This window comes from Streptomyces stoeckheimensis (assembly GCF_045822005.1).
Taxonomy (GTDB): domain Bacteria; phylum Actinomycetota; class Actinomycetes; order Streptomycetales; family Streptomycetaceae; genus Streptomyces; species Streptomyces stoeckheimensis.
Genome location: NZ_CP169550.1, coordinates 7,001,598 through 7,022,017, shown reverse-complemented (window position 1 = coordinate 7,022,017; position 20,420 = coordinate 7,001,598). Strand labels below are relative to the sequence as shown.

General features: G+C 74.0%; 18 protein-coding genes and 1 pseudogene. 8 read left to right on the top strand and 11 right to left on the bottom strand.

Annotation, left to right across the window (positions count from 1 at the left end; all coding sequences use genetic code 11):
* Positions 1-54: 54 nt before the first annotated feature.
* From ACE1OC_RS31800 to ACE1OC_RS31785, 4 genes are all read left to right on the top strand, one after another.
* Positions 55-1,353 (top strand): exo-beta-N-acetylmuramidase NamZ domain-containing protein, encoded by a 1,299-nt coding sequence (locus ACE1OC_RS31800; RefSeq protein WP_407839886.1) that lies wholly within the window; start codon positions 55-57, stop codon positions 1,351-1,353.
* 81 nt (positions 1,354-1,434) lie between these two features.
* Positions 1,435-2,823 (top strand): serine-threonine protein kinase, encoded by a 1,389-nt coding sequence (locus ACE1OC_RS31795; protein ID WP_407839885.1) that lies wholly within the window; start codon positions 1,435-1,437, stop codon positions 2,821-2,823.
* Positions 2,824-2,974: 151 nt separating this feature from the next.
* Positions 2,975-3,643 carry a hypothetical protein gene (locus ACE1OC_RS31790; protein WP_407839884.1) on the top strand — a complete coding sequence of 223 codons (669 nt, stop codon included), beginning with the start codon at positions 2,975-2,977 and terminating at the stop codon, positions 3,641-3,643.
* 215 nt (positions 3,644-3,858) lie between these two features.
* Positions 3,859-4,614, top strand: coding sequence for a 3-keto-5-aminohexanoate cleavage protein (locus ACE1OC_RS31785; protein ID WP_407839883.1), 756 nt, complete (start codon positions 3,859-3,861; stop codon positions 4,612-4,614).
* Here ACE1OC_RS31785 and soxR read toward each other — a convergent pair.
* Positions 4,592-5,038, bottom strand: coding sequence for a redox-sensitive transcriptional activator SoxR (gene soxR / locus ACE1OC_RS31780; protein ID WP_407839882.1), 447 nt, complete (start codon positions 5,036-5,038; stop codon positions 4,592-4,594). The genes ACE1OC_RS31785 and soxR overlap by 23 nt on opposite strands.
* A gap of 113 nt (positions 5,039-5,151) precedes the next feature.
* Between soxR and ACE1OC_RS31775 the strand changes: the two genes are divergently transcribed.
* Positions 5,152-5,613, top strand: coding sequence for a MaoC family dehydratase (locus ACE1OC_RS31775; RefSeq protein ID WP_407839881.1), 462 nt, complete (start codon positions 5,152-5,154; stop codon positions 5,611-5,613).
* Between the two features lie 23 nt (positions 5,614-5,636).
* Here ACE1OC_RS31775 and ACE1OC_RS31770 read toward each other — a convergent pair whose 3' ends face one another.
* The 3 genes from ACE1OC_RS31770 to ACE1OC_RS31760 form a co-directional block, all read right to left on the bottom strand.
* Complete coding sequence (locus tag ACE1OC_RS31770) at positions 5,637-6,284, bottom strand: TetR/AcrR family transcriptional regulator (protein ID WP_407839880.1); 648 nt, start codon at positions 6,282-6,284, stop codon at positions 5,637-5,639.
* Positions 6,285-6,347: 63 nt separating this feature from the next.
* Positions 6,348-6,659 carry a YiaA/YiaB family inner membrane protein gene (locus ACE1OC_RS31765; protein ID WP_250740306.1) on the bottom strand — a complete coding sequence of 104 codons (312 nt, stop codon included), beginning with the start codon at positions 6,657-6,659 and terminating at the stop codon, positions 6,348-6,350.
* Positions 6,660-6,753: 94 nt separating this feature from the next.
* Positions 6,754-7,905 (bottom strand): acyl-CoA dehydrogenase family protein, encoded by a 1,152-nt coding sequence (locus ACE1OC_RS31760; protein WP_407839879.1) that lies wholly within the window; start codon positions 7,903-7,905, stop codon positions 6,754-6,756.
* A gap of 71 nt (positions 7,906-7,976) precedes the next feature.
* On the opposite strand from ACE1OC_RS31760, the gene ACE1OC_RS31755 reads away from it, so the two are divergent.
* Complete coding sequence (locus tag ACE1OC_RS31755; RefSeq protein WP_407839878.1) at positions 7,977-8,624, top strand: TetR/AcrR family transcriptional regulator; 648 nt, start codon at positions 7,977-7,979, stop codon at positions 8,622-8,624.
* Between the two features lie 453 nt (positions 8,625-9,077).
* On the opposite strand, the gene ACE1OC_RS31750 is transcribed toward ACE1OC_RS31755, so the two are convergent.
* From ACE1OC_RS31750 to ACE1OC_RS31735, 4 genes are all read right to left on the bottom strand, one after another.
* The gene (locus tag ACE1OC_RS31750) at positions 9,078-10,157 is read right to left on the bottom strand and encodes an alcohol dehydrogenase catalytic domain-containing protein (protein ID WP_407839877.1); all 1,080 of its coding nucleotides are present in this window, start codon (positions 10,155-10,157) and stop codon (positions 9,078-9,080) included.
* A 64-nt stretch (positions 10,158-10,221) separates the two neighbouring features.
* Complete coding sequence (locus ACE1OC_RS31745) at positions 10,222-11,634, bottom strand: aldehyde dehydrogenase family protein (RefSeq protein ID WP_407839876.1); 1,413 nt, start codon at positions 11,632-11,634, stop codon at positions 10,222-10,224.
* A 90-nt stretch (positions 11,635-11,724) separates the two neighbouring features.
* Complete coding sequence (locus tag ACE1OC_RS31740; RefSeq protein ID WP_407839875.1) at positions 11,725-13,212, bottom strand: CitMHS family transporter; 1,488 nt, start codon at positions 13,210-13,212, stop codon at positions 11,725-11,727.
* A 73-nt stretch (positions 13,213-13,285) separates the two neighbouring features.
* Complete coding sequence (locus tag ACE1OC_RS31735) at positions 13,286-15,517, bottom strand: molybdopterin oxidoreductase family protein (RefSeq protein ID WP_407839874.1); 2,232 nt, start codon at positions 15,515-15,517, stop codon at positions 13,286-13,288.
* A gap of 411 nt (positions 15,518-15,928) precedes the next feature.
* Between ACE1OC_RS31735 and ACE1OC_RS31730 the strand changes: the two are divergent.
* Both ACE1OC_RS31730 and ACE1OC_RS31725 read left to right on the top strand, forming a co-directional pair.
* Positions 15,929-17,002: pseudogene (locus tag ACE1OC_RS31730) on the top strand (AMP-binding protein); the annotation flags it as partial.
* The gene (locus tag ACE1OC_RS31725; RefSeq protein WP_407841745.1) at positions 17,002-17,358 is read left to right on the top strand and encodes an AMP-binding protein; all 357 of its coding nucleotides are present in this window, start codon (positions 17,002-17,004) and stop codon (positions 17,356-17,358) included. The pseudogene ACE1OC_RS31730 and the gene ACE1OC_RS31725, both read left to right, overlap by 1 nt.
* A gap of 84 nt (positions 17,359-17,442) precedes the next feature.
* Here ACE1OC_RS31725 and ACE1OC_RS31720 read toward each other — a convergent pair whose 3' ends face one another.
* The 3 genes from ACE1OC_RS31720 to ACE1OC_RS31710 are packed head-to-tail and all read right to left on the bottom strand — an operon-like array spanning position 17,443 to position 20,340.
* Positions 17,443-18,063 (bottom strand): TetR family transcriptional regulator, encoded by a 621-nt coding sequence (locus ACE1OC_RS31720; RefSeq protein WP_407841744.1) that lies wholly within the window; start codon positions 18,061-18,063, stop codon positions 17,443-17,445.
* A gap of 49 nt (positions 18,064-18,112) precedes the next feature.
* Entirely contained in the window at positions 18,113-19,528 is a 1,416-nt protein-coding gene (locus ACE1OC_RS31715) for a hypothetical protein (protein ID WP_407839873.1), read from the bottom strand.
* On the bottom strand, positions 19,525-20,340 hold the full coding sequence (locus ACE1OC_RS31710; protein ID WP_407841743.1) for a hypothetical protein: 816 nt from the start codon (positions 20,338-20,340) through the stop codon (positions 19,525-19,527). Before ACE1OC_RS31710 ends, ACE1OC_RS31715 begins: the two co-directional genes overlap by 4 nt.
* Between the last annotated feature and the right edge of the window lie 80 nt (positions 20,341-20,420).

Here is a 20,420-nt window from a genome sequence, read left to right as displayed (position 1 = left end):
GACTAACCAGTCGGTATGTCCGTGTGGAAGGGTGCGGAGCCCTACTTTGGCGCGATGACACTGTCGCGACGCGGGTTGCTGGGTCTGGCCGGGGCGGCGGGCGCCGCGGGCGCCCTGGGGGCGGGAACCCGGGAGACGGGAGCCCCGGGGGCCGGGGCGGGGGCCGGGGCCGCGGGCGCCGCCGCCGGGCGGGTGCGGACCGGGTTCGAGCGGCTCGCCGCGGACGGGTACGCCGTCCTGGCCGGTCAGCGGGTCGGGGTGGTCACCAACCCGACGGGGATCACCGCCGACGCCCGCCACCTGGTCGACGTCCTGCACGCGGACGCCGCCGACGGACACTTCGACCTGGTCGCGGTGTTCGGCCCCGAGCACGGTTTCCGGGGCACGGCCCAGGCGGGCGGTTCGGAGGGGGCCGGGCGGGATCCGGCGACCGGGCTGCCCGTGTACGACACGTACGGCAAGAGCGGGCAGGGGCTCGCGGACGTCTTCACGGCGGCCGGCGTCGACACGGTCGTCTTCGACATCCAGGACGTCGGCGCCCGCTTCTACACCTACATCTGGACCCTCTACGACTGCATGCGCGCGGCCGCCCTCGCCGGCAAGGCCGTGGTGGTGCTGGACCGCCCCAACCCGGTCGGCGCCCGGCGCGCGGCCGGGCCCGTCCTGCAGCGCCCGTACGCGAGCTTCGTGGGCCGGGAGCCGATCGCGCTGGCGCACGGGATGACGGCGGGCGAGCTGGCCGGGCTCTTCGCGGGCGAGTTCCTCCGGGGAGCCGGCGCCGCCCCGCGGCTGGAGGTGGTGCGGATGGCCGGGTGGCGGCGGGAATCCTTCTTCGAGGAGACCGGGCTGCCCTGGGTGCCGCCGAGCCCGAACATGCCGACGCCGGGCACGGCCCTGGCGTACGCCGGGACCTGCCTGTTCGAGGGGACGAACCTGTCGGAGGGGCGCGGCACCACCACCCCCTTCGAGCTGGTCGGCGCGGAGGGCGTGGACCGCAAGTGGGCGGAGGCGGCGAACGCCCTGGAGCTGCCCGGGGTCTGGTTCCGGGAGGCTTATTTCACGCCTTCCTTCTCCAAGTACGCCGGGAAGACCTGCGGCGGGGTCCGGCTGCTCGTCCACGACCGGGAGGCCTTCGATCCGGTACGGGCCGGCATCGGGCTGCTGGTCACCGCCCGGCAGGTGTGGAGCGGCTTCGCCTGGCGCTCCGACCAGTGGATCGACCGGCTGACGGGCTCGGACCGGGTCCGGCGGATGGTGGACGCGGGGGCGGGCGTGGAGGAGGTCGCGGGCGACTGGGCGGCGGGGCTGGCGGGGTTCGCTGCGGCACGGGAGCAGTACCTGCTGTATCCGTGAACCGGTGGGTGCACAGGGGCTGGCCGGGCGGCCCGTTCCGCAGGATGCTGCGGACAGGGACACGGCGTGGAGGGGGGCGTCATGGTGCACATCGGCGGGGCGGTGCCCGCGGGGGCCGCGGGGGCGACGGGGACGGCGGCGGGCATCGGGGCCCGCCCGTACGTGGAGCTGACCTTCGACGCGCAGGGCGACGCGGGCCCGGGCGCGCGGGAGGCGGTGTTCGGGATCGAGGCCACGGACCTGCTGGTCTTCGCCCACGGATGGAACTCCGACCGGTCCACGGCGATCCGGCTCTTCGACCGGTTCTACGCCCCCTTCGCGGATCTGGTGGGGACCGGGGTGCGGCTGGGGTACGTGGGGGTCGTGTGGCCCTCGATCCGGTTCGCGGACGAGCCGATACCCGACTTCGACGCCCGGGGCGCGGTGGAGCGCCCCGGGGTGGGCCCCGCGGAGCCGGGCCACGGAACGGCCCTGGACCCGGTCACCCGCAGGGCCCTCGGCGCGTTCTGGCCGGGACGGGCGGCGGAGCTGGACCGGATCGCCGAACTGCTGGAGGAACGGCCCACGCGGGAGGGCGACTTCACCGAGTTCGGTGCGCTCGTACGCGAGCTGGCCGGGGTGGACGGGGTGGGCACGGGCGACGATCTGGCGGCGGCCTTCGCCCCGCGCGAGGTGCCGGACTTCCTCAGCGGGGACGTCCTGCGGGTGTGCCGGGAGTTCACCGACGCCCTGGCCGAGGCGGGCGCCACCTTCCCCGGGGACCGGCCCGGCGCCGGTGACTCCCCCGGCTTCTCGGCCGGCGGCGGGATGCGGACGCTGTGGAACGGCGCCAAGGAGGTGCTGCGCCAGGCCACGTACTACCAGATGAAGGCCCGGGCCGGGGTGGTCGGCGAGCACGGCCTCGGGCCGCTGCTGGCGGAGCTGGCCGGCCGCCGCCCGGCCCTGCGGGTGCACCTCATCGGGCACAGCTTCGGCGGCCGGGTGGTCTCCTTCTCGCTGCGCGCACTGCCGTCCGGGGCACGGAACGTGAAGTCCCTGACCGTCCTCCAAGGGGCCTTCTCCCACTACGCGTTCGCCGACAGCCTGCCGCACGACCGGGGGCGCGGGGGCGCCCTGCGCGGGTTGCAGGGCAGGGTCGACGGTCCGCTGACGGCCTGCCATTCCCCCTACGACTCCTCCCTCAAGGTGTTCTACCCGCTGGCCTCCCGGATGGCCGGCGATTCGGCCGGTCTGCTCGGTTTCGACGAGCGGTGGGGCGCGATCGGGCACGACGGGGTGCGGGGGGTGCCGGGAACCCCGCGGCTGACGTTGGAAGCGGCCCTGCGCGACGGCCTGCCCGCCGCGGGCTGCGTGAGCGTGGACGCGGGCTCCGTGGTCCGGCGCGGCGGGACTCCGTCGGGGGCGCACAGCGACATCTGCCACGAGGAGCTGGCCCGGCTGGTGGTGGTCGCGGGGCGCATGGGGCGCTGAGTTCCAGCCATGTGCCACCCGTACGCCTCGACCGCCCCCGCATGCGCCCGCACCGGGCCGGGCATGTTGGCACACGGCGCCGGTCCTGTGGGGAACACAGCGCGGCGGGCACGGCGCCCGGTGCTGGGCGCTCGGCGGAGGTGAAGGTGTGATGGCGGGATTCCGGAGTCTGGCCCATCAGGTGCGCGACGCACGCAACGACGGGGCCCTGCGGCGCCATTCGCTGCGGCGCTGCCTGGAGCGGTTCGCACCGTACGGGCACCGCGCGACCTGGTGGCACCTGTGCGACCGGCACGGGATCGGTCCCGAGGACCGGGCGGCGGACCCCTCGCGGCTGGTGGCCGCGCTGGAGGAGCTGGAGGAGGCGCGGGCGGTCTGGCTGGAGTACGAACGGCAGTTCGCGGCGCGCCGCCGGCGCGAGAAGCACGACGGGCTGCGACGGCCCGAGTGGGCGTGGAGCGGCAGCGGGGACGCGGTGGTGCGGTGCGCCGATCCGGGCGTGCGGCCGCAGGGGGCGCTGGGCGAGGTGCTGAGACGGCTGGTGGAGGCGCTGGAGTCGGAGCCGGGGACCGGGTGCCCGGTGTGCGGGGCGCGGGAGTTGCACTGGCCGGTGCGGGTGCCTCCGGCGGTGACGGCGAGGGCAGTGGCCCGGGCGTCGGACCCCGCCACGGCCGGCGGGCCCGGCGGGCCGGCCTGCGCCCCGTCGAACGCCGGATGGGCGTGGGACGGGCCGGTGTGCGCGGGCTGCGGAATCGTGGTGCCCAGACCGGCGCTCGCGCAAACGGCGCTGCGGGGGGCCGACCTCGCGGGGGCGGCGTGAGCCAGGTGGAACTGGGAGCCGGAGCGGGAGCGGGAGCCCGGGCGGAAGTGGGGCCACGGGCCGGAGCGGGACCAGTGGCCGAGGCTAGACCGAGAGCGGAGGCGAGACCGGGAGCGGAGGCGAGACCGAGAGCGGAGGCGAGACCGGGAGCGGAGGCGAGACCGAGAGCGGAGGCGAGACCGGGAGCGGAGGCCGGAGCGGGGCCGACTCTGGTGGTGTCGCTCAACGGGTCCCGGAACGCTGCCGACGGTCCGGCCGTCCCGATGAGCCCCGAGGACCTGGTGGATGCCGCACGGGCGGCGGTGGCCGCCGGGGGCCGGGAGGTGCTGGTCCATGCGCGCACCCCGTGCGGCCGCGAGAGCCTCTCGCCCCGGGTGGTGGGGCCGCTGCTGGAGGCCCTGCGCGACGCGGGCCTCGGGGCCGGGGCCGGGGTCCGCGGCGGTCCGGGGCCCGGCGGCGGGGTGGCCGTCTCCGCGCCCGTGAGCGTGGGGTCCGAGCCGGATCGCGCGGGGCGGTCGGCGCGGGTGCGGAGCTGGACGGTGCTGCCCGACCGGGCGGTGGTGCGGTTCGCGGAGCCGGGGGCCCGGGAACTCGCCGAAGAGCTGCTGGAGCGCGGGGTGGCGGTGGACGCGGAGGTCGCGGTGGGCGGGTCGCCGGAGCCGCTGGCGCGGTTCCTGGCTTGGCCGGTACGGGACCCCGCGCGGGTCCGGCTCGTCGCCGAGCCGGCCTCCGCCGACCCGGGGCCGGTGGCCGAGCTGCTGCGCCGGCTGCCCCCGGTGCCGGTGCTGCTGTTCGGACGGGGGCCGGCGGCCTGGCCGGTGCTGGGGCTGGCCGCGCGGTACGGCACCGGGGCGCGGATCGGCGTAGGAGACGTGCTGCACCTGCCGGACGGGCGGGCGGCGCGGTCGAACGCCGAGCTGGTCGCGGCGGCGGTCCGCGCGCGGGAGGTCACATCAGCCGGGAGCCGGTGAGGCGTTCACCGAAGACGTCGTCGGGGTTGGAGAGCGCGCAGTTCTCCAGGGAGAGGCATCCGCAGCCGATACAGTCGGTCAAATGGTCGCGCAGACGGCCGAGTTGGGCTATCCGCTGGTCGAGCTCGGCGCGCCAGCTCTCGGAAAGCCGGGCCCAGTCCTCGCGGTTGGGCGTGCGGCCTTCGGGGAGCTGGGCGAGTGCGTCGCGGATGCTGGCGAGGGGGATGCCGACGCGCTGGGCGGCCCGTACGAACGCCACGCGGCGCAGGGCGTCACGGGTGTAGCGGCGCTGGTTGCCGGAGGTGCGGCGGCTGCTGATCAGGCCCTTGGCCTCGTAGAAGTGCAGTGCGGAGACGGCCGCGCCGCTGCGGGCGGACAGCTGGCCGACGGTGAGTTCATGGACCTTTTCGGGAATCTGCGGCACACCGCCGAGGGTAATCGGCCGGGCCGGGATTCGGTGCCCGGTACGTCGTTGACAGATCCACGACGGCCCCAGCATGCTGAGCAAGCGCTTATTCGCCAGGGAGAGGTACGGGTATGTCCGAGCCGAGGATCTTCACGTCCGCCGAGGAGCTCACCGCCGGGATCGGCGCACCGCTCGGCCCGAGCGACTGGCTGGAGGTGGACCAGAAGCGGATCGACCTCTTCGCGGACGCCACCGGGGACCACCAGTGGATCCACGTGGACCCGGAGCGGGCGGCGTCCGGACCCTTCGGCTCCACGATCGCGCACGGATACCTCACACTGTCGCTGCTCCCGAGCCTGGTGCCGCAGATCATGCGGGTCGAGGGCATGCGGATGGGCATCAACTACGGTGTGAACAAGGTGCGTTTCCCCGCGCCGGTGCCGGTCGGTTCGCGGCTGCGCGCGACCGCGCTGATCACCGAGGTGGTGGAGGCGGGCGGCGGAGTCCAGGTGTCGGCCACCGTGACGGTCGAGATCGAGGGCGGCGCCAAGCCGGTGTGCGTGGCCGAGTCGGTGTCCCGCTACTACTTCTGAACCGCTTCCGAACCGCTTCCGGCCTAGTCCTGAGAAGCTCCGCCGGCCTCGCCCGGGCCCGCGCCCACCATGCGGAGCACGAGGCCGGCGTAGAGCGCGCCGACCTCGTCGGGCGTGCGGCGGCCGTCCGCGCTGAACCAGCGGGCGACGTCGATGCAGAGCGACAGCACGGCCAGGGTGGTGCCGGGGACGTCCGGGACGAAGAACTCACCGGCCGCGACGCCGTCGGCGAGGATGCGGCGGATGGCCGCGTCGCTCTGCCGGCGCAGGGCCACGATGTCGGAGCGGTGCTCCGGAGCGAGAGCATCGAGCTCGTACTGGACCACGCGCGCGGTGGTGTGATGGGCCGCGTGCCAGCGCACGAAGGACCGTACGGCCGCGTCGAGCCGCTCGGCGGCGCTGCCGGGCCCGGAGGCCGCGGTGTCCAGGATCTCCAGGGCCTTGTCGTGGCCGATCCGGCTGATCCGGTGGAGCAGCTCTTCCTTGGTCTTGTAGTGAATGTAGAGCGCGGCCGGGCTCATGCCGGCCCGCCCCGCGATGTCCCGCGTGGTGGTGGCGTGGTACCCGCGCTCCGCGAAGGCCTCCACGGCGGCGACGAGCAGTCGCCGCGCGGCGTCGGGAGTGACCTCCGACCACGGCCGGTAGCCGCCGATCTCCTCCACGCTGTCCATCACTCACTCACCCTCGTCGGCCTGTAGGAATGAACAGCTTACCGGAGGGTGGTGAGCAAGCGCTTAGCGATCCTGGGGAGTGGGCTGCTTCGGGACGGCGAAGGGATCGTAGCCCGTCATGATCTTCTCCATCCTGGCCTGGTCGACCCGCGTGACGATCTGGGTGACCTCCTGGCGGTCGCGGATCACCTTGGCGAGGGTGAAGGCCGAGGTGGTGAGGTAGAGGACCGCGATGCCGAGGAAGGCACGGACCCAGCCGTTCGCCTCCAGGTTGTAGATCCCCAGGGCGACCGCGCCGATGGCGATGCCGAAGGAGGCGACGGCCTGGCCGTAGTAGGCGCCCGTGTTCTGCTGCTTGACCGGTGTCTCGTTCATGGGTCCAGCTTCGGGCGGGCCGGGCCGCCGCACATCCGTGCGCGTACTCACGTACGTACTCAGGAACTTCGGTACGTCCTGGGGAACTTCGGGCTCAGAAGGCGGAAACCCCCGTGCGGGCACGGCCGATGAGGAGCTTCTGGATCTGGCTGGTGCCCTCGTACAGGGTCATCACGCGGGCGTCGCGCAGCAGCTTGCCCGCCGGGTACTCGTCGATGTAACCGTAACCGCCGTGCACCTGGAGGGCGTTGCTCGCCGCGCGGACGGCGGCCTCGGAGGCGAAGAGCTTGGCGGTCGAGGACTCGGTGGCGAAGGGCAGTCCGCGGTCGATCAGATCGGCGACCCGCCAGGTCAGCAGCCGGGCGGCGTCCACGTCCACGGAGATGTCGGCGATCAGCTCCTGGACCAGCTGGTGGTGGGCGATCGGCTTGCCGAACTGCTCGCGCTGGGCCGCGTAGGAGACGGCCGCGTCCAGCGCGGCCTGGGCGATGCCGACGCAGCCCGCGGCGACGGACATCCGGCCCTTGGCGAGGGCCGACATGGCGACGGAGAAACCCTTCCCCTCAGGGCCGAGCACGGCGGAGGCGGGCACGCGCACGCCGTCGAGGGCGAGTTCGGCGGTGGCCTGGCCGCGCAGGCCCAGCTTGCCGTGGATCTCGCGGCGGGTCAGGCCCGGGGCGTCGGCCGGCACGAGGAAGGCGGAGATCCCGCGGTGGCCCGGATCCTCGTTCGTGCGGGCGAAGAGCAGGACCACGTCGGCCCAGGTGCCGTTGGTGATGAACATCTTGCTGCCGCTGATCACGTACGCGTCGCCCTCGCGCCGGGCGCGGGTGGTCAGGGCGGCGGCGTCGGAGCCGGTGCCGGGCTCGGTGAGCCCGAAGCAGCCGAGGGCTTCGCCCGAGCAGAGGCGGGGCAGCCAGGCGCGCTTCTGCTCCTCGCTCCCCCAGGCGGCGACGGTCTTGGCGACCAGGCCCAGGGAGACGGAGACGATGCCGCGCACGGCGGAGTCCCCGCGGCCGAGTTCCTCGGTGACCAGGACGTAGGAGAGGTGGTCTCCGCCGGAGCCGCCGTACTCCTCGGGGACGGTCAGGCCGAGGAAGCCGACGGAGCCGAGCTTCTTCACGATGGCCCGGTCCACGCTCTCGGCGCGGTCCCACGCGGCGGCGTACGGAGCGATCTCGCGCTCGGTGAACGCGCGGGCGAGATCGCGGACGGCGGACTGCTCCTCGCTGAGCTCCAGATTCACCGGGCACCTCCGGGTGGGGACGGTTAATTACCACCGCTAGTTTAAATGCGGCAGGCCTTACTATGTGGCGCATGGCCAGACCGCGCAAGCCCCTCCTCAGCAGATCCCGCATCGTCGAGGCGGCCGGCGTTCTGGTGGACGGCGAGGGGCTGGAGGCCGTTTCGACGCGGCGGCTGGCGGCGGCACTGGGGGTCAGCGGACCTTCGCTGTACAACCACTTCCGCACGAAGGACGAGATCCTGGACGCGGTCGCGGACGCGGTGAGCGCGCGGGTCGACCTGTCGATGTTCGACGCCGGGGACGGCCGGGAGTGGCAGGTCGCCCTGCGCGACTGGGCGCACTCGTACCGGGCCGCCCTGTCCGACCATCCGAACATCGTGCCGGTGCTGGCGCGCGGGCCGGGCCGCAGGCCGGCCGGACTGCGGGTGGCGGACGCCGTCTTCGGGGCCATGACCGCGGCCGGCTGGCCGCCGGCGCAGGCGACCCGGATCGGCGCGCTGATGCGGTACTTCATCCTCGGCTCGGCCGTGGCTTCCTTCGCCGGGGGTTTCGTCGACGACGAGACGGCATACGACCCGTCGGACTATCCGCACCTGGGCCAGGCCCACCTGTTGGCGGAGCGCCGGCGCGAGGTGGACGAGGGCGCCTTCGAGACGGGCCTGGCCGCGCTGCTGGACGGGCTGGCCCTCCAGTACGCGGCGCTGCGCGAGACCCCCTGACGGGGCGGCCCGGGGCGGAGCCCCAGGGGGTCCGGGCGCAGCCAATCCAGCCGTCCGGCGCTTGAGGACCGGGGTCTGGGGCGGAGCCCCAGGGGGCCGGGCACAGCCCGGCCCCCTCGTTCAGCCCGTCCGGCGCTTGAGGGCCGGCTCCGGGCAGGGCCCGGGGACACCCCCCAGCCTCGCCGGCGTTTGAGGCGCGGGTCCGGGCGGCGCCCGGGGAACGGTGGAGGGGCGGGTAGGGGAACTTCGCCCCGTGGCCTGCCAGGGGCCGGCCCGGCCCTAGGGCCTGTCGTCAAACTCCCGTCTGCCGCGCGACGCCTGGCACGCGCTCTCGCCGCACCGGACGGAAGCCAAGTACGTCCAGTACGCGGGCTTCCGCCCGGCACGCCGAGAGCACGCACCAGACGCCGCGCGGCCGCCCTTCGGGCGACGACGGGATTTTGACGACAGGCCCTAGAAGATCACCAGGGAGCGGCCCCCCTTGCCCGCCAGCATCGCGTCGAAGGCCGCCGGGATCCCGTCGAGGGTGATCCGGTCGGTGACCAACGCGCCGAGGTCGATGCGGCCCGCGCGGACGTGGGCGGCGATCACCGGGAGGTCGCGGGCGGGGTCGCTGTTGCCGTAGACGCAGCCGGTGAGGGTGCGTGCGAAGTGGAAGATCTCCAGGGCGTTGAAGGTGACCTGCTGTTCCTTGCCGCCGATGCCGACGACCGTCGTACGGCCGCCGCGCCGGGTGGATTCCCAGGCGGCCCGGATGCTCGCGGCCCGGCCGGCGCACTCGACGGCCACGTCCGCGCCGTGGCCGCCGGTGAGCGCGCGGATGTCCTTGGCGGTCGTCTCGGAGGCGAGAAGGAACTCCGTGGCCCCCGCCGCCCGGGCCAGTTCCTCCTTGTCCGGGGAGACGTCCACGGCCACGATCGGGCCCTCCGTCGCGATCCGGGCCGCCTGGAGGGCGGCCAGACCCACGCCGCCGACTCCGAAGACGGCCACCGACTCGCCGGGGCGGACCTGGGCGCTGTGGTGGACCGCTCCGTAGCCGGTGAGGACCGCGCAGCCGAGCAGCGCGGCCTCGGCGAGCGGGATCCCGGCGGGGGCGGGCAGGACGCAGTTGGCCGCGACGACCGTCTCCTCGGCGAAGGCGGCCACGTTCAGCCCGGGGTGCAGCTCAGCGCCCAGGGCGTCGTGGGCGTACACCGCGCCGACCCCGGTGAGCGCCTTGGCGCAGAGCCAGACCTCGCCGATCGAGCAGTGGTGGCACTGCCCGCAGGACGGGGCCCAGTTGAGCACCACCCCGTCGCCGGGCGCGACGTGGGTGACCCCTTCGCCGACGGCGAGGACCGTGCCCGCGCCCTCGTGGCCGAGGACGGCGGGGACGGGGACCCGCATGGTGCCGTTGGTCAGGGAGAGGTCGGAGTGGCAGACACCGGCGGCGGCGAGCCGTACCCGGACCTGGCCGGGGCCGGGTTCGGGCAGCACGATGTCCCGTATCTCCAGGGGGGCTCCGACGGCGGGCAGGATGGCGGCGCGGACCATGATCGTCGTCTCCGTGTGTGCGTTGCGGGGCTGGAACCGTGCGGGAGCGGGGCTAGGGGGTGTCCTAGAACTGCAGGGACTTGGTCTGGAGGTACTCGGCGAGGCCGTGCGGGCCCAGCTCGCGTCCCACGCCCGACTTCTTGTACCCGCCGAAGGGCGCGAGCGGGTTGAACCGCCCGCCGTTGATGTCCACCTGGCCGGTGTCCATCAGGCGGGCGAAGGCCACGGCCGTCGCCTCGTCGGCGGCCCAGACCGCCCCGCCCAGCCCGTAGTCCGTGCCGTTCGCGATGGCCAGGGCCTCGTCCTGGTCCGCGTAGGGCAGGATCGACAGCACGGGGCCGAAGATCTCCTCCTGGGCGATGGTCATCTCGGGCGTGACGTCGGCGAACACGGTCGGGGCGATGAAGTACCCCTGCTCGTGCGGCGCCTCGGGCCCGCCCGCGACGAGGCGCGCGCCCTCCTCCACGCCCTTGGTGATGAAGCCGCGGACGCGGTCGCGCTGTTTGGCGCTGACGACCGGGCCGAGGCGGGTGCCCGGGTCGAGGGGGTCGCCGGAGGCGTACTTGGCCGCGGCGGCGGCCGCGAGGGAGACCGCCTCCTCGTACTCGTCCCGGTGGACGAGCATGCGGGTGAGCGCGTTGCAGCTCTGGCCGGAGTTGTTCATGACGTGGCCCACGCCCGCGGCGACGGCCTTGGCGAGGTCGGCGCCGGGCAGGATGACATTGGCCGATTTGCCGCCCAGTTCCAGGGCGACCCGCTTGACGGCGGCGCCGGCCGTGGCGCCGATCTGCTTGCCGACGGCGGTGGAACCGGTGAAGGAGACGAGGTCGACTCCCTCGTGCGCGGCCAGGGCCTGGCCGGTGACCGGGCCGGTGCCGGTCACCAGGTTGAAGACCCCGGCGGGGATCCCCGCCTCGTGCACGGCTTCGGCGAAGAGCTGTGCGGTCAGCGGCGTGTCCTCGGCGGGCTTGAGGACGATGGTGCAGCCTGCGGCGAGAGCGGGTGCCACCTTGGCAACGATCTGGTGCAGCGGGTAGTTCCAGGGAGTGATCGCCCCGACGACGCCGACCGGCTCCAGCAGCACGGTCGAGTTCCCGATCCGCTCCTCGAAGGCGTACGAGGCCCCGAGCTCGGCGTAGGAGGAGGCCACGGCGATCGGCGCCCCGACGTGGACCATCTCCGAGAACCCCAGCGGCGATCCGAGCTCGGCGGTGATGGTCTCGGCTATCTCCCCCTTGCGGGCGACCAGCACGTCGCGCAGGGCCCCGATGAGGGCCGCCCGCTCGGCCGGAGCCGTGGCCGCCCAGGCCGGGAAGGCCGCGCGGGCAGCCCGTACGGCCGCGTCCACGTCCTCGGGCGTTCCGGCCGGGACCGAGGCGATGGGCCGCTCGTCGGCCGGGTTCAGGACCTCGATGCGGCCGTGGCCGAGGGCGGCCCGCCACTCGCCGCCGATGTACATCCCGTCATGGGCCTTCATGGCAATCCTCCCGAGCACGCACGATCCTGACGTCGCCAACACCCTACAAACTAGCGCCGGTAGTTTTGTGTGCGCCAGGGGCGGACGGGGTCAGATGATGCCGAAAAGCATCCCTGCCGCCAGGACCACCAGGGAGGTCAGGGCCGCCCATTTCACGGTGAACCGGGTGTGGTCGCCGAACTCGACCTTGGCCATGCCCACGAGGACGTAGACGGCCGGAACGAGCGGGCTCGACATGTGCAGGGCCTGCCCGACCAGGGAGGCGCGGGCGATTTCGAGCGGGGAGACCCCGTGGGCGGCGCCCGCCTCGGCGAGCACCGGCAGGACGCCGAAGTAGAAGCCGTCGTTGGACATGAAGTAGGTGAGGGGGAGGCTGAGCAGGCCGGTGACCAGGGCCATGTGCGGGCCCATGCCCTCGGGGATCGCGCCGACGAGCCAGTCGGCCATGTGCTTGACCATGCCGGTGCCGGTGAGGACCCCGGTGAAGACGGCGGCGGCGAAGACCATTCCGGCGACGTTCAGGACGTTCTCGGCGTGGGCGGCGATCCGGGCCTTCTGGTCGGGCATGTGGGGGAAGTTGACGGTGAGGGCGAGGGCGGCCCCGAGGAGGAAGAGCACCGGGATCGGGAGCAGTTCCATGATCATGGCGGTGAGCAGGGCGACCGTGAGGCCCGCGTTGAACCAGTAGAGGCGGGGTCGCAGGGTGGGGCGGTGCGGGTCGAGGCCCTGGAAGCCGTCCTCGGCGGGGGTGGCGCCTTGGGTCCGGGTGGCGCGCTCGGCGGGGGTGACGCCGTCGGTGGGCGTCTGCGGGGTGGGGGCGGGGGCGTCAGGGGCGGGTCCCGTGGAGCGGGGGGACGGGAGGGAGGCCTCGGGGCTTCCGGCGGCGGCCGGGCCCGTACCGGCCGCGACCAGGAGTTCCTCGGCCGGCTCCGCCAACCGCTCGGCGCCGGAGGGAAGGGTCAGCAGGCCGAGGCGGCGGCGTTCCTTGAGGCCGAGGACGTAGGCCAGGACGAAGACGAAGAGCAGCCCCATCGCGAGCGCGGGGATCATCGGTACGAAGATGTCGGCGGCGTCGAGCTTGAGCGCGGTGGCGGCGCGGGCCGTGGGGCCGCCCCAGGGCAGGGTGTTCATGACGCCGTTGGCGGTGGCCGCGACCCCGGTCATGACCACCAGGCTCATCCCGAGGCGCTTGTAGAGCGGGTACATCGCCGAGACGGTGATCATGAAGGTGGTCGAGCCGTCGCCGTCGAGCGAGACGATGGCGGCGAGGACGGCGGTGCCGACCACGACGCGCATCGGGTCGGCCCTGCAGAAGCGCAGGATGCCGCGCACGATCGGGTCGAAGAGGCCGACGTCGATCATCACGCCGAAGTAGACGATGGCGAACATCAGCATGGCGGCGGTCGGCGCGAGCTTGCCGACTCCGTCGATGACGTAGCCGCCGAGCTGCGCGCCCTGTCCGGCGAACACGCAGAAGAGCGCGGGGATGAGGACGAGCGCCGCGATGGGCGACATTTTCTTCAGCATGATCAGGACCAGGAAGGTCGCGATCATGGCGAAGCCGAGGAAGGTCAGCATGGGGGGAACCTAGGCGCCTCCTCCTGGGGCCAACAAGACGTCCGCGCGTGAGCAATACGAGCAAAACCCCAGCTCAGGGGATGGGTGTCAGTTCGACGGGGAAGCCGTTGAGCACGGCCGTACCGGAGAGCGGGTCGAGTCGGCTGCCGTCGAGGAGCTGGTTGACGTTGACTCCGGGCACCGCCGCGGCCACCGACAGGCGGGTGCCGGGGCGGTCGTGGCCCCAGCCGTGCGGGAGGCTCACGACGCCGGTACGGAGGGTGTCGGTGACCTCCACGGGAACCTCCAGGCTGCCGCCGTCGGCGGTGATCCGGGCCGGGCGGCCGTCGGTGAGGCCGAGCCGGGCGGCATCGTCCGGGTGGACCTGCAGGGTGCAGCGGTTGGAGCCTCCGGCGAGGGCCGGAACGTTGTGCAGCCAGCTGTTGTTGGACCGCAGGTGGCGGCGGCCCACGAGGACCAGGGCGGCGGGGCGGTCGGTGAGCGTCCCGCGCAGCCTGGGGAGTTCGGCCGCGATCGGGTCCGGGAGGAGCTCGATCCTGCCGCTGCGCGTCCTCAGCAGGCCGGGGAGCCGGGGGCGCAGCGGGCCCAGGTCGATTCCGTGCGGGTGCGCGCGGAGCCGGTCCAGTCCGAGGCCGTCGCCGCCGGGGGCCGCGGCGAACCGGTCTCCGTAGGGGCCGAGGCGGAGCATCAGGTCGAGGCGGCGCTCGGGGCCGCTGCCGCCCGCGAGCAGCCCGGCGAGGCGCGCCGGATCCTGCCCGCGCAGCGGGGAGTCCGGGTCGGCGCACTCCCGGGCGAGGGTGGCCCCGATGGCCAGGTCGTCCACGGCTCCCGGGTCGGTTCCGTGCATGCCGGAGACGGCGAGCACGAGACGGGCGTGGATCTCGCACTCGTCCATGCGCCCGTCTTCGAGCGGGACGGCGGGCGGCGAATAGCGGACCTGGTTGCGGACGGCGAAGGTGTTGAAGGAGAAGTCGAAGTGGGCGCTCTGCGAGGGCGGCGCGGGAGGCAGGACGACGTGGGCGTGGCGTGAGGTCTCGTTGAGGTAGGGATCGACGCTGACCATGAAGTCGAGCCCGGCCAGGGCCGCGTCGAGGCGCCGGCCGTCGGGGGCGGACAGCACGGGGTTCGCCGCGATGGAGACGAGGGCCCGGATCCGCCCCTCCCCCGGGGTGTCGATCTCCTCCGCCAGCGCGGCCAGCGGGAGTTCGGCCTTGGCCTCGGGGTGGCCGCTGACCCGGCTGTGCCAGCGCCCGAGGCTGAAGCCCTTGCCGGGTCCGGCCGGCCGGGGTGCGCGGTCGGTCGCGGACAGCGGGAACAGGGCTCCGCCCGGCCGGTCGAGATTGCCGGTCAGGATGTTCAGCACGTCGATCAGCCAGCTGGCCAGCGTGCCGTACTCCACGGTGCAGCTGCCGATCCGCCCGTAGACGGCGGCGGTCGGCGCGGCCGCGAGATCCCGGGCGAGCGCGCGGATCTCCTCGGCGGTGAGGTCGCAGGCGGGGGCGACGGCCTCGGGAGTGAAACCACCGAGCGCTTCGGCGAGTTCCCCGATGCCCTGCGTGTGTTCCGCGAGCACGCCCGGATCGGTCAGCTCCTCGGCGAGCAGGGTCTGGGCCAGGGCGGCGAGCAGCAGCGCGTCGCTGCCGGGGCGCGGCGCGAGGTGGCGGTCGGCGAGCTTGGCGGTGCGGGTGCGGCGCGGGTCGACGACGACGAGGGTGCCGCCCCGTGCGCGCAGCGCCTTGAGCCGGCCGGGGAAGTCGGGTGCGGTGCACAGGGAGCCGTTGGACTCGACCGGGTTCGCCCCGAGGAGCAGGAGGAAGTCCGTGCGGTCGAGGTCCGGGACGGGAATGGCGAAGGGATCCCCGAAGAGCAGGCCGCTGGAGACGTGTTTGGGCATCTGGTCGAGGGTGCTGGCGGTGAAGAGGTTGCGGGTGCCGAGGGCTTTGAGGAGCAGCGGCGGGTAGAGCTGGCCGGCCATGGTGTGGACGTTCGGGTTGCCGAGGACGACGCCGACGGACTGGGGCCCGTACGCCCGCACGAGGGCGGGGACCGCGTCGGCGATGGCCTGGAAGGCCTCCTCCCAGGTGGCCTCGCGGAGCCGGCCGTCGCGTCGCACGAGGGGGGTGCGCAGCCGGTCGGGGTCGGCGTCGAGGCCACCGAAGGCGGCGCCCTTGGGGCAGATGAAACCGCGGCTGAACACGTCGTCACGGTCCCCTCGGGCCCCGGTGACGGTGGTGCCTTCGATGGTGAGCGTGAGGCCGCACGTGGCTTCACAGAGGGGGCAGATGCGCAGGGCGGTGCGGGGCATGGGCCCTCCAGGGGCAACAGGCTGCGGCACGGGGCACGGGCGCCGGACCCGCGCGAGCGGCACCGAGCATACCGACCGGTAGGCACGGTGGGGAGGGTCCGCGGCACACGGAATCCGGGGAGGGGGCGGGGAGGGGCTTGAGGGCTCCGGGGGCGGGACGGGGCCTCGGCTCGGGGCCGGGCTCGGGGCGGGACGGGGCCTCGGCTCGGGGCCGGGCTCGGGGAACTGCGTGGGTCAATGCGCAATTGAACGCGCCGCAAGAAGCCGGACACGCCGCGAAAGCCCCGCCGCACCCCGCGCACATTCACGCCGGCCCCCGCACACCCCGGCCGCTCCCCCTGGTCAGCGGCGCCCCTTGGTCCTTCTGCTGACGCAATTCCGCACCCTTGGTCGGGAAAGCACATTGCCCCTATGGGTGGGGACGGTTTGGATTGCCGAATGACATCCACGCTCGACGGTTGTACGCCCTGGCCCGAGGAATTCGTCGACTACTACTGGGCGTCCGGCCACTGGCGGGGCAATACGCTGGACAACCTGCTGCGCGGCTGGGCCCTGCAGTACGGACCGCGGACCGCGCTCGCCCACGGCGACACCCGCATCACGTACGCGGCCCTGAACCGCCGCGTGGGCCGGATGGCCGCCGGGTTCCGGCTGCGCGGCCTGCGGTCCGGGCAGCGGGTCCTCGTCCAGCTGCCCGCCATTCCCGAGCTCGTCGTCACCGCGTTCGCCCTGATGCGCGCCGGCGCGGTCCCCGTGCTCTGCCCGATCTCGCACCGCGCGCCCGAGGTGTCCCACGTGGTCCAGGTCTCCGAGGCCACCGGCTACGTCGGCCCCCCGACCTACCGGGGCTTCGACCACACGGCGATGGCCGCCGAGATCGCGGCGCAAGGCCCCTTCCTGCGCCGGGTGTTCACCTTCGAGCCGCCCGGCACCTCGGACCCGTACGGCGGGTTCACGACCGACACGGCGGGCTGCCACTACTTCCCGCTGAACTCCCTCGACTCGCCGCCCGAACCGGCGCTCGCGCTGACCGCCGGCCAGGTGGCGTTCTTCCTGCTCTCCGGCCGTCCCGGCGATGTGCCCGAGCTGGTTCCGCGCACCCACAACGACTACGCCTACCAGGCGCGGGCAGCGGCCGAGCTGGTGTCGCTCACCCAGGACGACGTGTACCTCGCCGCGCTGCCCTCCGACCTCAACCTCGCCTTCGGCGGCCCCGGCATCATCGGCACGCTGACCGTCGGCGGCACCGTCGTCCTGGTCGAGGACCAGGAACCCGCCGCCTACCTGGAGGCCGTCGAGCGCGAGCGGGTCACCGTCGCCGCACTGACGCCGGCCGCGGCCCGGCACTGGCTCGACGCGCGTTCCGCGGACGCTGCCGGGGCCGGAGCCGGATCCGGGGCCGACGTGAGCAGCCTGCGCCTCGTACAGATCGGCGGCAACACACCACCCCTGGAGCGCGCGACCGCCGAACGGGTGGCCGCCGAGTGGGACTGCCGTCTCCAGCAGGTCTTCGCCGCGCCCGAAGGGATGCTCACCCTCACCCGTCCCGACGATCCGACGAGACCGTGCTCACGACGCAGGGCCGTCCGCTCTCCCCCGACGATCAGATCCGTGTCGTCGACGCCGACGGCAAGGAACTCCCGGACGGGGAGCCGGGCGAACTCCTGGCCCGCGGCCCCTACACCGCCCGCGGCTACTACCGGGCGCCCGGCCTCAACGCGCGCTCCTTCACCCCCGACGGGTACCTGCGCACCGGCGTCCTCGCGCGGCGCACGCCGGCCGGCAACCTGGTGGTTGCCGGCCGCCTCGAAGGCGCCGCGCACCCTCTCCACCTGGGGTAATCGCCCGTCCGGACCATGATGGGCGGGGCCGGGCTGGACTCCGGCCCCGGCCCCGGTCTCGACCGCGGCCCGGACCCCGGCCCGTCAGTCCAGGACGCGCGCGAGGTACGCGTGCATCATCGCGCGCGTTTCGGCGACGATGGCGGCGTCGCCGTCCGGATCGTTGCGGAAGGCCAGCTGGATCAGGGCGTCGGTGGCCTCGACCGCGACCAGGACGGCCCGTTCCAGGGCTGCGTCCGGGGTGAGGGCGAGGTGGGCGCCGAGGAGTTCGGTGAGGCGGACGGCGACCAGGTGGTTGGGGTCGGAGGCCGGCCCCTCGGGCGGTGGCGCCGGCACCCCGAAGTCGACGAGGGCGAAGCCGGGCACGCTGCGCTTCATGACCAGGTACTCGTCCAGCACCGCGTCGACGACCGGGCGCCAGTCGGTGTGCGGGAGGTCCGCGAGACGCTGCTCGATGCCGTCGGCGTACCGGTCCAGGTTGCGGTGGGCCAGGGCGATGGCCATGGCCCGCTTGTTGCCGAAGAAGCGGTAGACCGAACCGATCGGCACACCGGCCCGCAGGGCCACGGCCCGGGTGCTGAGGTTCTCGTACCCGGTCTCGTCGAGGAGCTCCGCGCAGGCGTCGAGGATCCGGGCGAGGCGGTCGGCGCTGCGCTGCTGGATCGGCGTCCGGCGCAGGGGGTGGGCTGGGGGCACGGGGTCCATCATGCCGCTCCTGGGTTCACGGTTCGGCGGCGGTACCGGTTCTGCCGCCTCAGTTCAGCAGCAGGCTGAGGCCGCCCACGGTGTACGTGATCATCAGCGCGAGCAGCGGGAGTTGCCCGGCGACGGCTTTCGCGGGCGGGAAGAGGCGTACGGAGCGGTCGTGCGCGGCGATCACCCCGAGGACGTGGCCGGTCACGACGGCGATCACCTGGAGGGCGGCGAGCCCGCCGGGGCCCAAGGGGGACAAGGGTTCGGGGGCGTTGTCAGTGCCTACCGCCATGATGACTGTGCGTGGCCCTTCGGTTACCAGGAGGGAGAAGTAGTGGGCGACGAGATAGCCGATGGCGATCGGCACGAGTGAGTGCGCGAAGGCGGTCAGCGGGCCGGGGTGCGGGCCGCAGACGAGGCGGGTGACCGCCGCGCAGAGGCAGTAGAGGGCGGCGACGAGGGCGACGGCGCCGGCGAGTCCGAGGGTGGCGGCCGGGGTGCGGCCGAGGGGGGAGGTCTGGATCGCGTTGATCCACGAGGGGTTGTCGGAGAAGCCGTCGTAGGCGGTGGATCCGAGCAGGACGCAGACGGTGGCGACGAGGCCGGGCCGCTCGGGTGTCGCGTCGAGTCCGTGGAAGGGGTTACGGAGGACCAGGCGGCCGTCGCTGCGACGGCCGAGGGGGGAGAGCCGGGCCAGGAGGGCGGAGTACGCCTCGAAGGCGTCTCCGTCGGCGAACCAGCGTTCGCCGTAGCGGGCGGCGAGCAGGAGGTGGACGGCGGCGTAGCCGGCCAGGGCGATCAGGAGGGTGGTGGTGGAGGCGGGATCGGGAGAGACGAGTTCGAGCCAGGTGAAGGCGAAGAGCCCGGCGGCGGCCGGCCATTGCCCTAGCCGGGCGGGGAGCGGGCGGTGCGATCGGGGCTCCGGGCCAGGGGGATCCACGCCGGGGGAATCCGGCACCACGGCGAGGTGCGGTGCCGGGGGCCGCTGGCCCCGGGAGGAGCGCGAGGCGGCCGTGGCGGCCCCGGCGGCAACTGCGGCTGCGGGACGGGCCGTACGGAGCCTCCCGGCGAGCCGGGCGAGCAGGCGGTGCAGGGTGCGGAGGGGGTTGAGTAGGCGCCAGACGGGGCCGAAGAGGAGGGAGGCGGGGACGAGGCCGACCCAGAGCAGGACGTAGACGGCGCCGGGAGCGGGGTTGCGGGCGGGGTCGTCGGGGCCGAGGAGGAGGTACAGGAGGACGGCGAGCGAGGCCGCGAGGCCGAGCCCGCGCAGGGCGGTGCGAGTGGCCGGGGCGTCGGCCACCCGCTGGAGCCCCGCGGGCAGGGCCACGCCCGAGCGGTCGCCGCGGAAGCGGGAGGCCGACCAGAGGAGGCCCAGTGCGAGGAAGGAGACGAAGAGTGCGGTGAAGGCGCCGGCGAAGGCGTAGAAGGGAGAGATCGGCAGATCGTGCTGCGAGCCGATGCCGTGCGCGAGCGTCATCGGACGAGGAGTTGGGTCAGGACGAGGTCGGACGCGTGGGTCTCGACCTCGAAGAGGCCCGTGCGGTCGGCCGTCAGGATCAGGGTGGCCTCCTGGCCCGCCGGCAGGGCGAGTTCCTTGTCGAAGCCGTGGACGTGCAGGGTGTCGACGCGGTCGCTGGTGACCCGTAGGGCCACGCGTTCGCCGCGCGTCAGCTCCACCCGGCCCGGGGCCGGGCTGACCTTGCCGTCCCGCACGGCGATGGTCACCGTGCGGTCTGCCTCCTGCGCGGCCTCCGGGGGTGTGGGGTTCGGTGCGGCCGGGGAGTGCGGGTGGGTGGACTGGCCGGATCCGGCGGCGAGTTCGAGGGTCGCTTCGACCGGCTTGCCCGCCACCGCCCAGGCCGTGTGGTCGTCCGCGTAGAGGCGGACGGTCAGGGTGTGGGGGCCGCCCGCCGGTACCTGCGCGGCGGGCAGGTGGAACCAGGGTCCGTACAGGCGCGCCAGTTTGCGGCCGTCCAGCTCCAGGTGCGCGTGGCCGGCGCCCGGGAGGGCGGCGCCCCCGGCGCTGTCGGGGGTGAACCGGAAGTTCGTCACCGCCAGTTGGAGGTTCCAGCCGTCCTCGGAGTCCGGCCGGGCGGCGAGCCGGACCTCCGGCGCGCCCTCGGCCGGGACCTCGCGGAGCCGGTGGCCGGCGCCGTCGTCGGCGGTGAGGAGGGTGCCGACCTTGCCGGAGGCCTGCTCGTGGGTGGTGCCGGGCTTGTGGTGGGTGGTGGCCCGCCCCCCGCAGCCCGTCGCCGCGCCGCCCGCCAGCAGCAGGGCCAGAGCGAGCAGCGTCGCCGCGCGGCCCGTCCGGCGGGACGGGCGGGACCGGCGGAGTCGGCCTGGCGGCGTACCGCAGACGTCGCACCGGG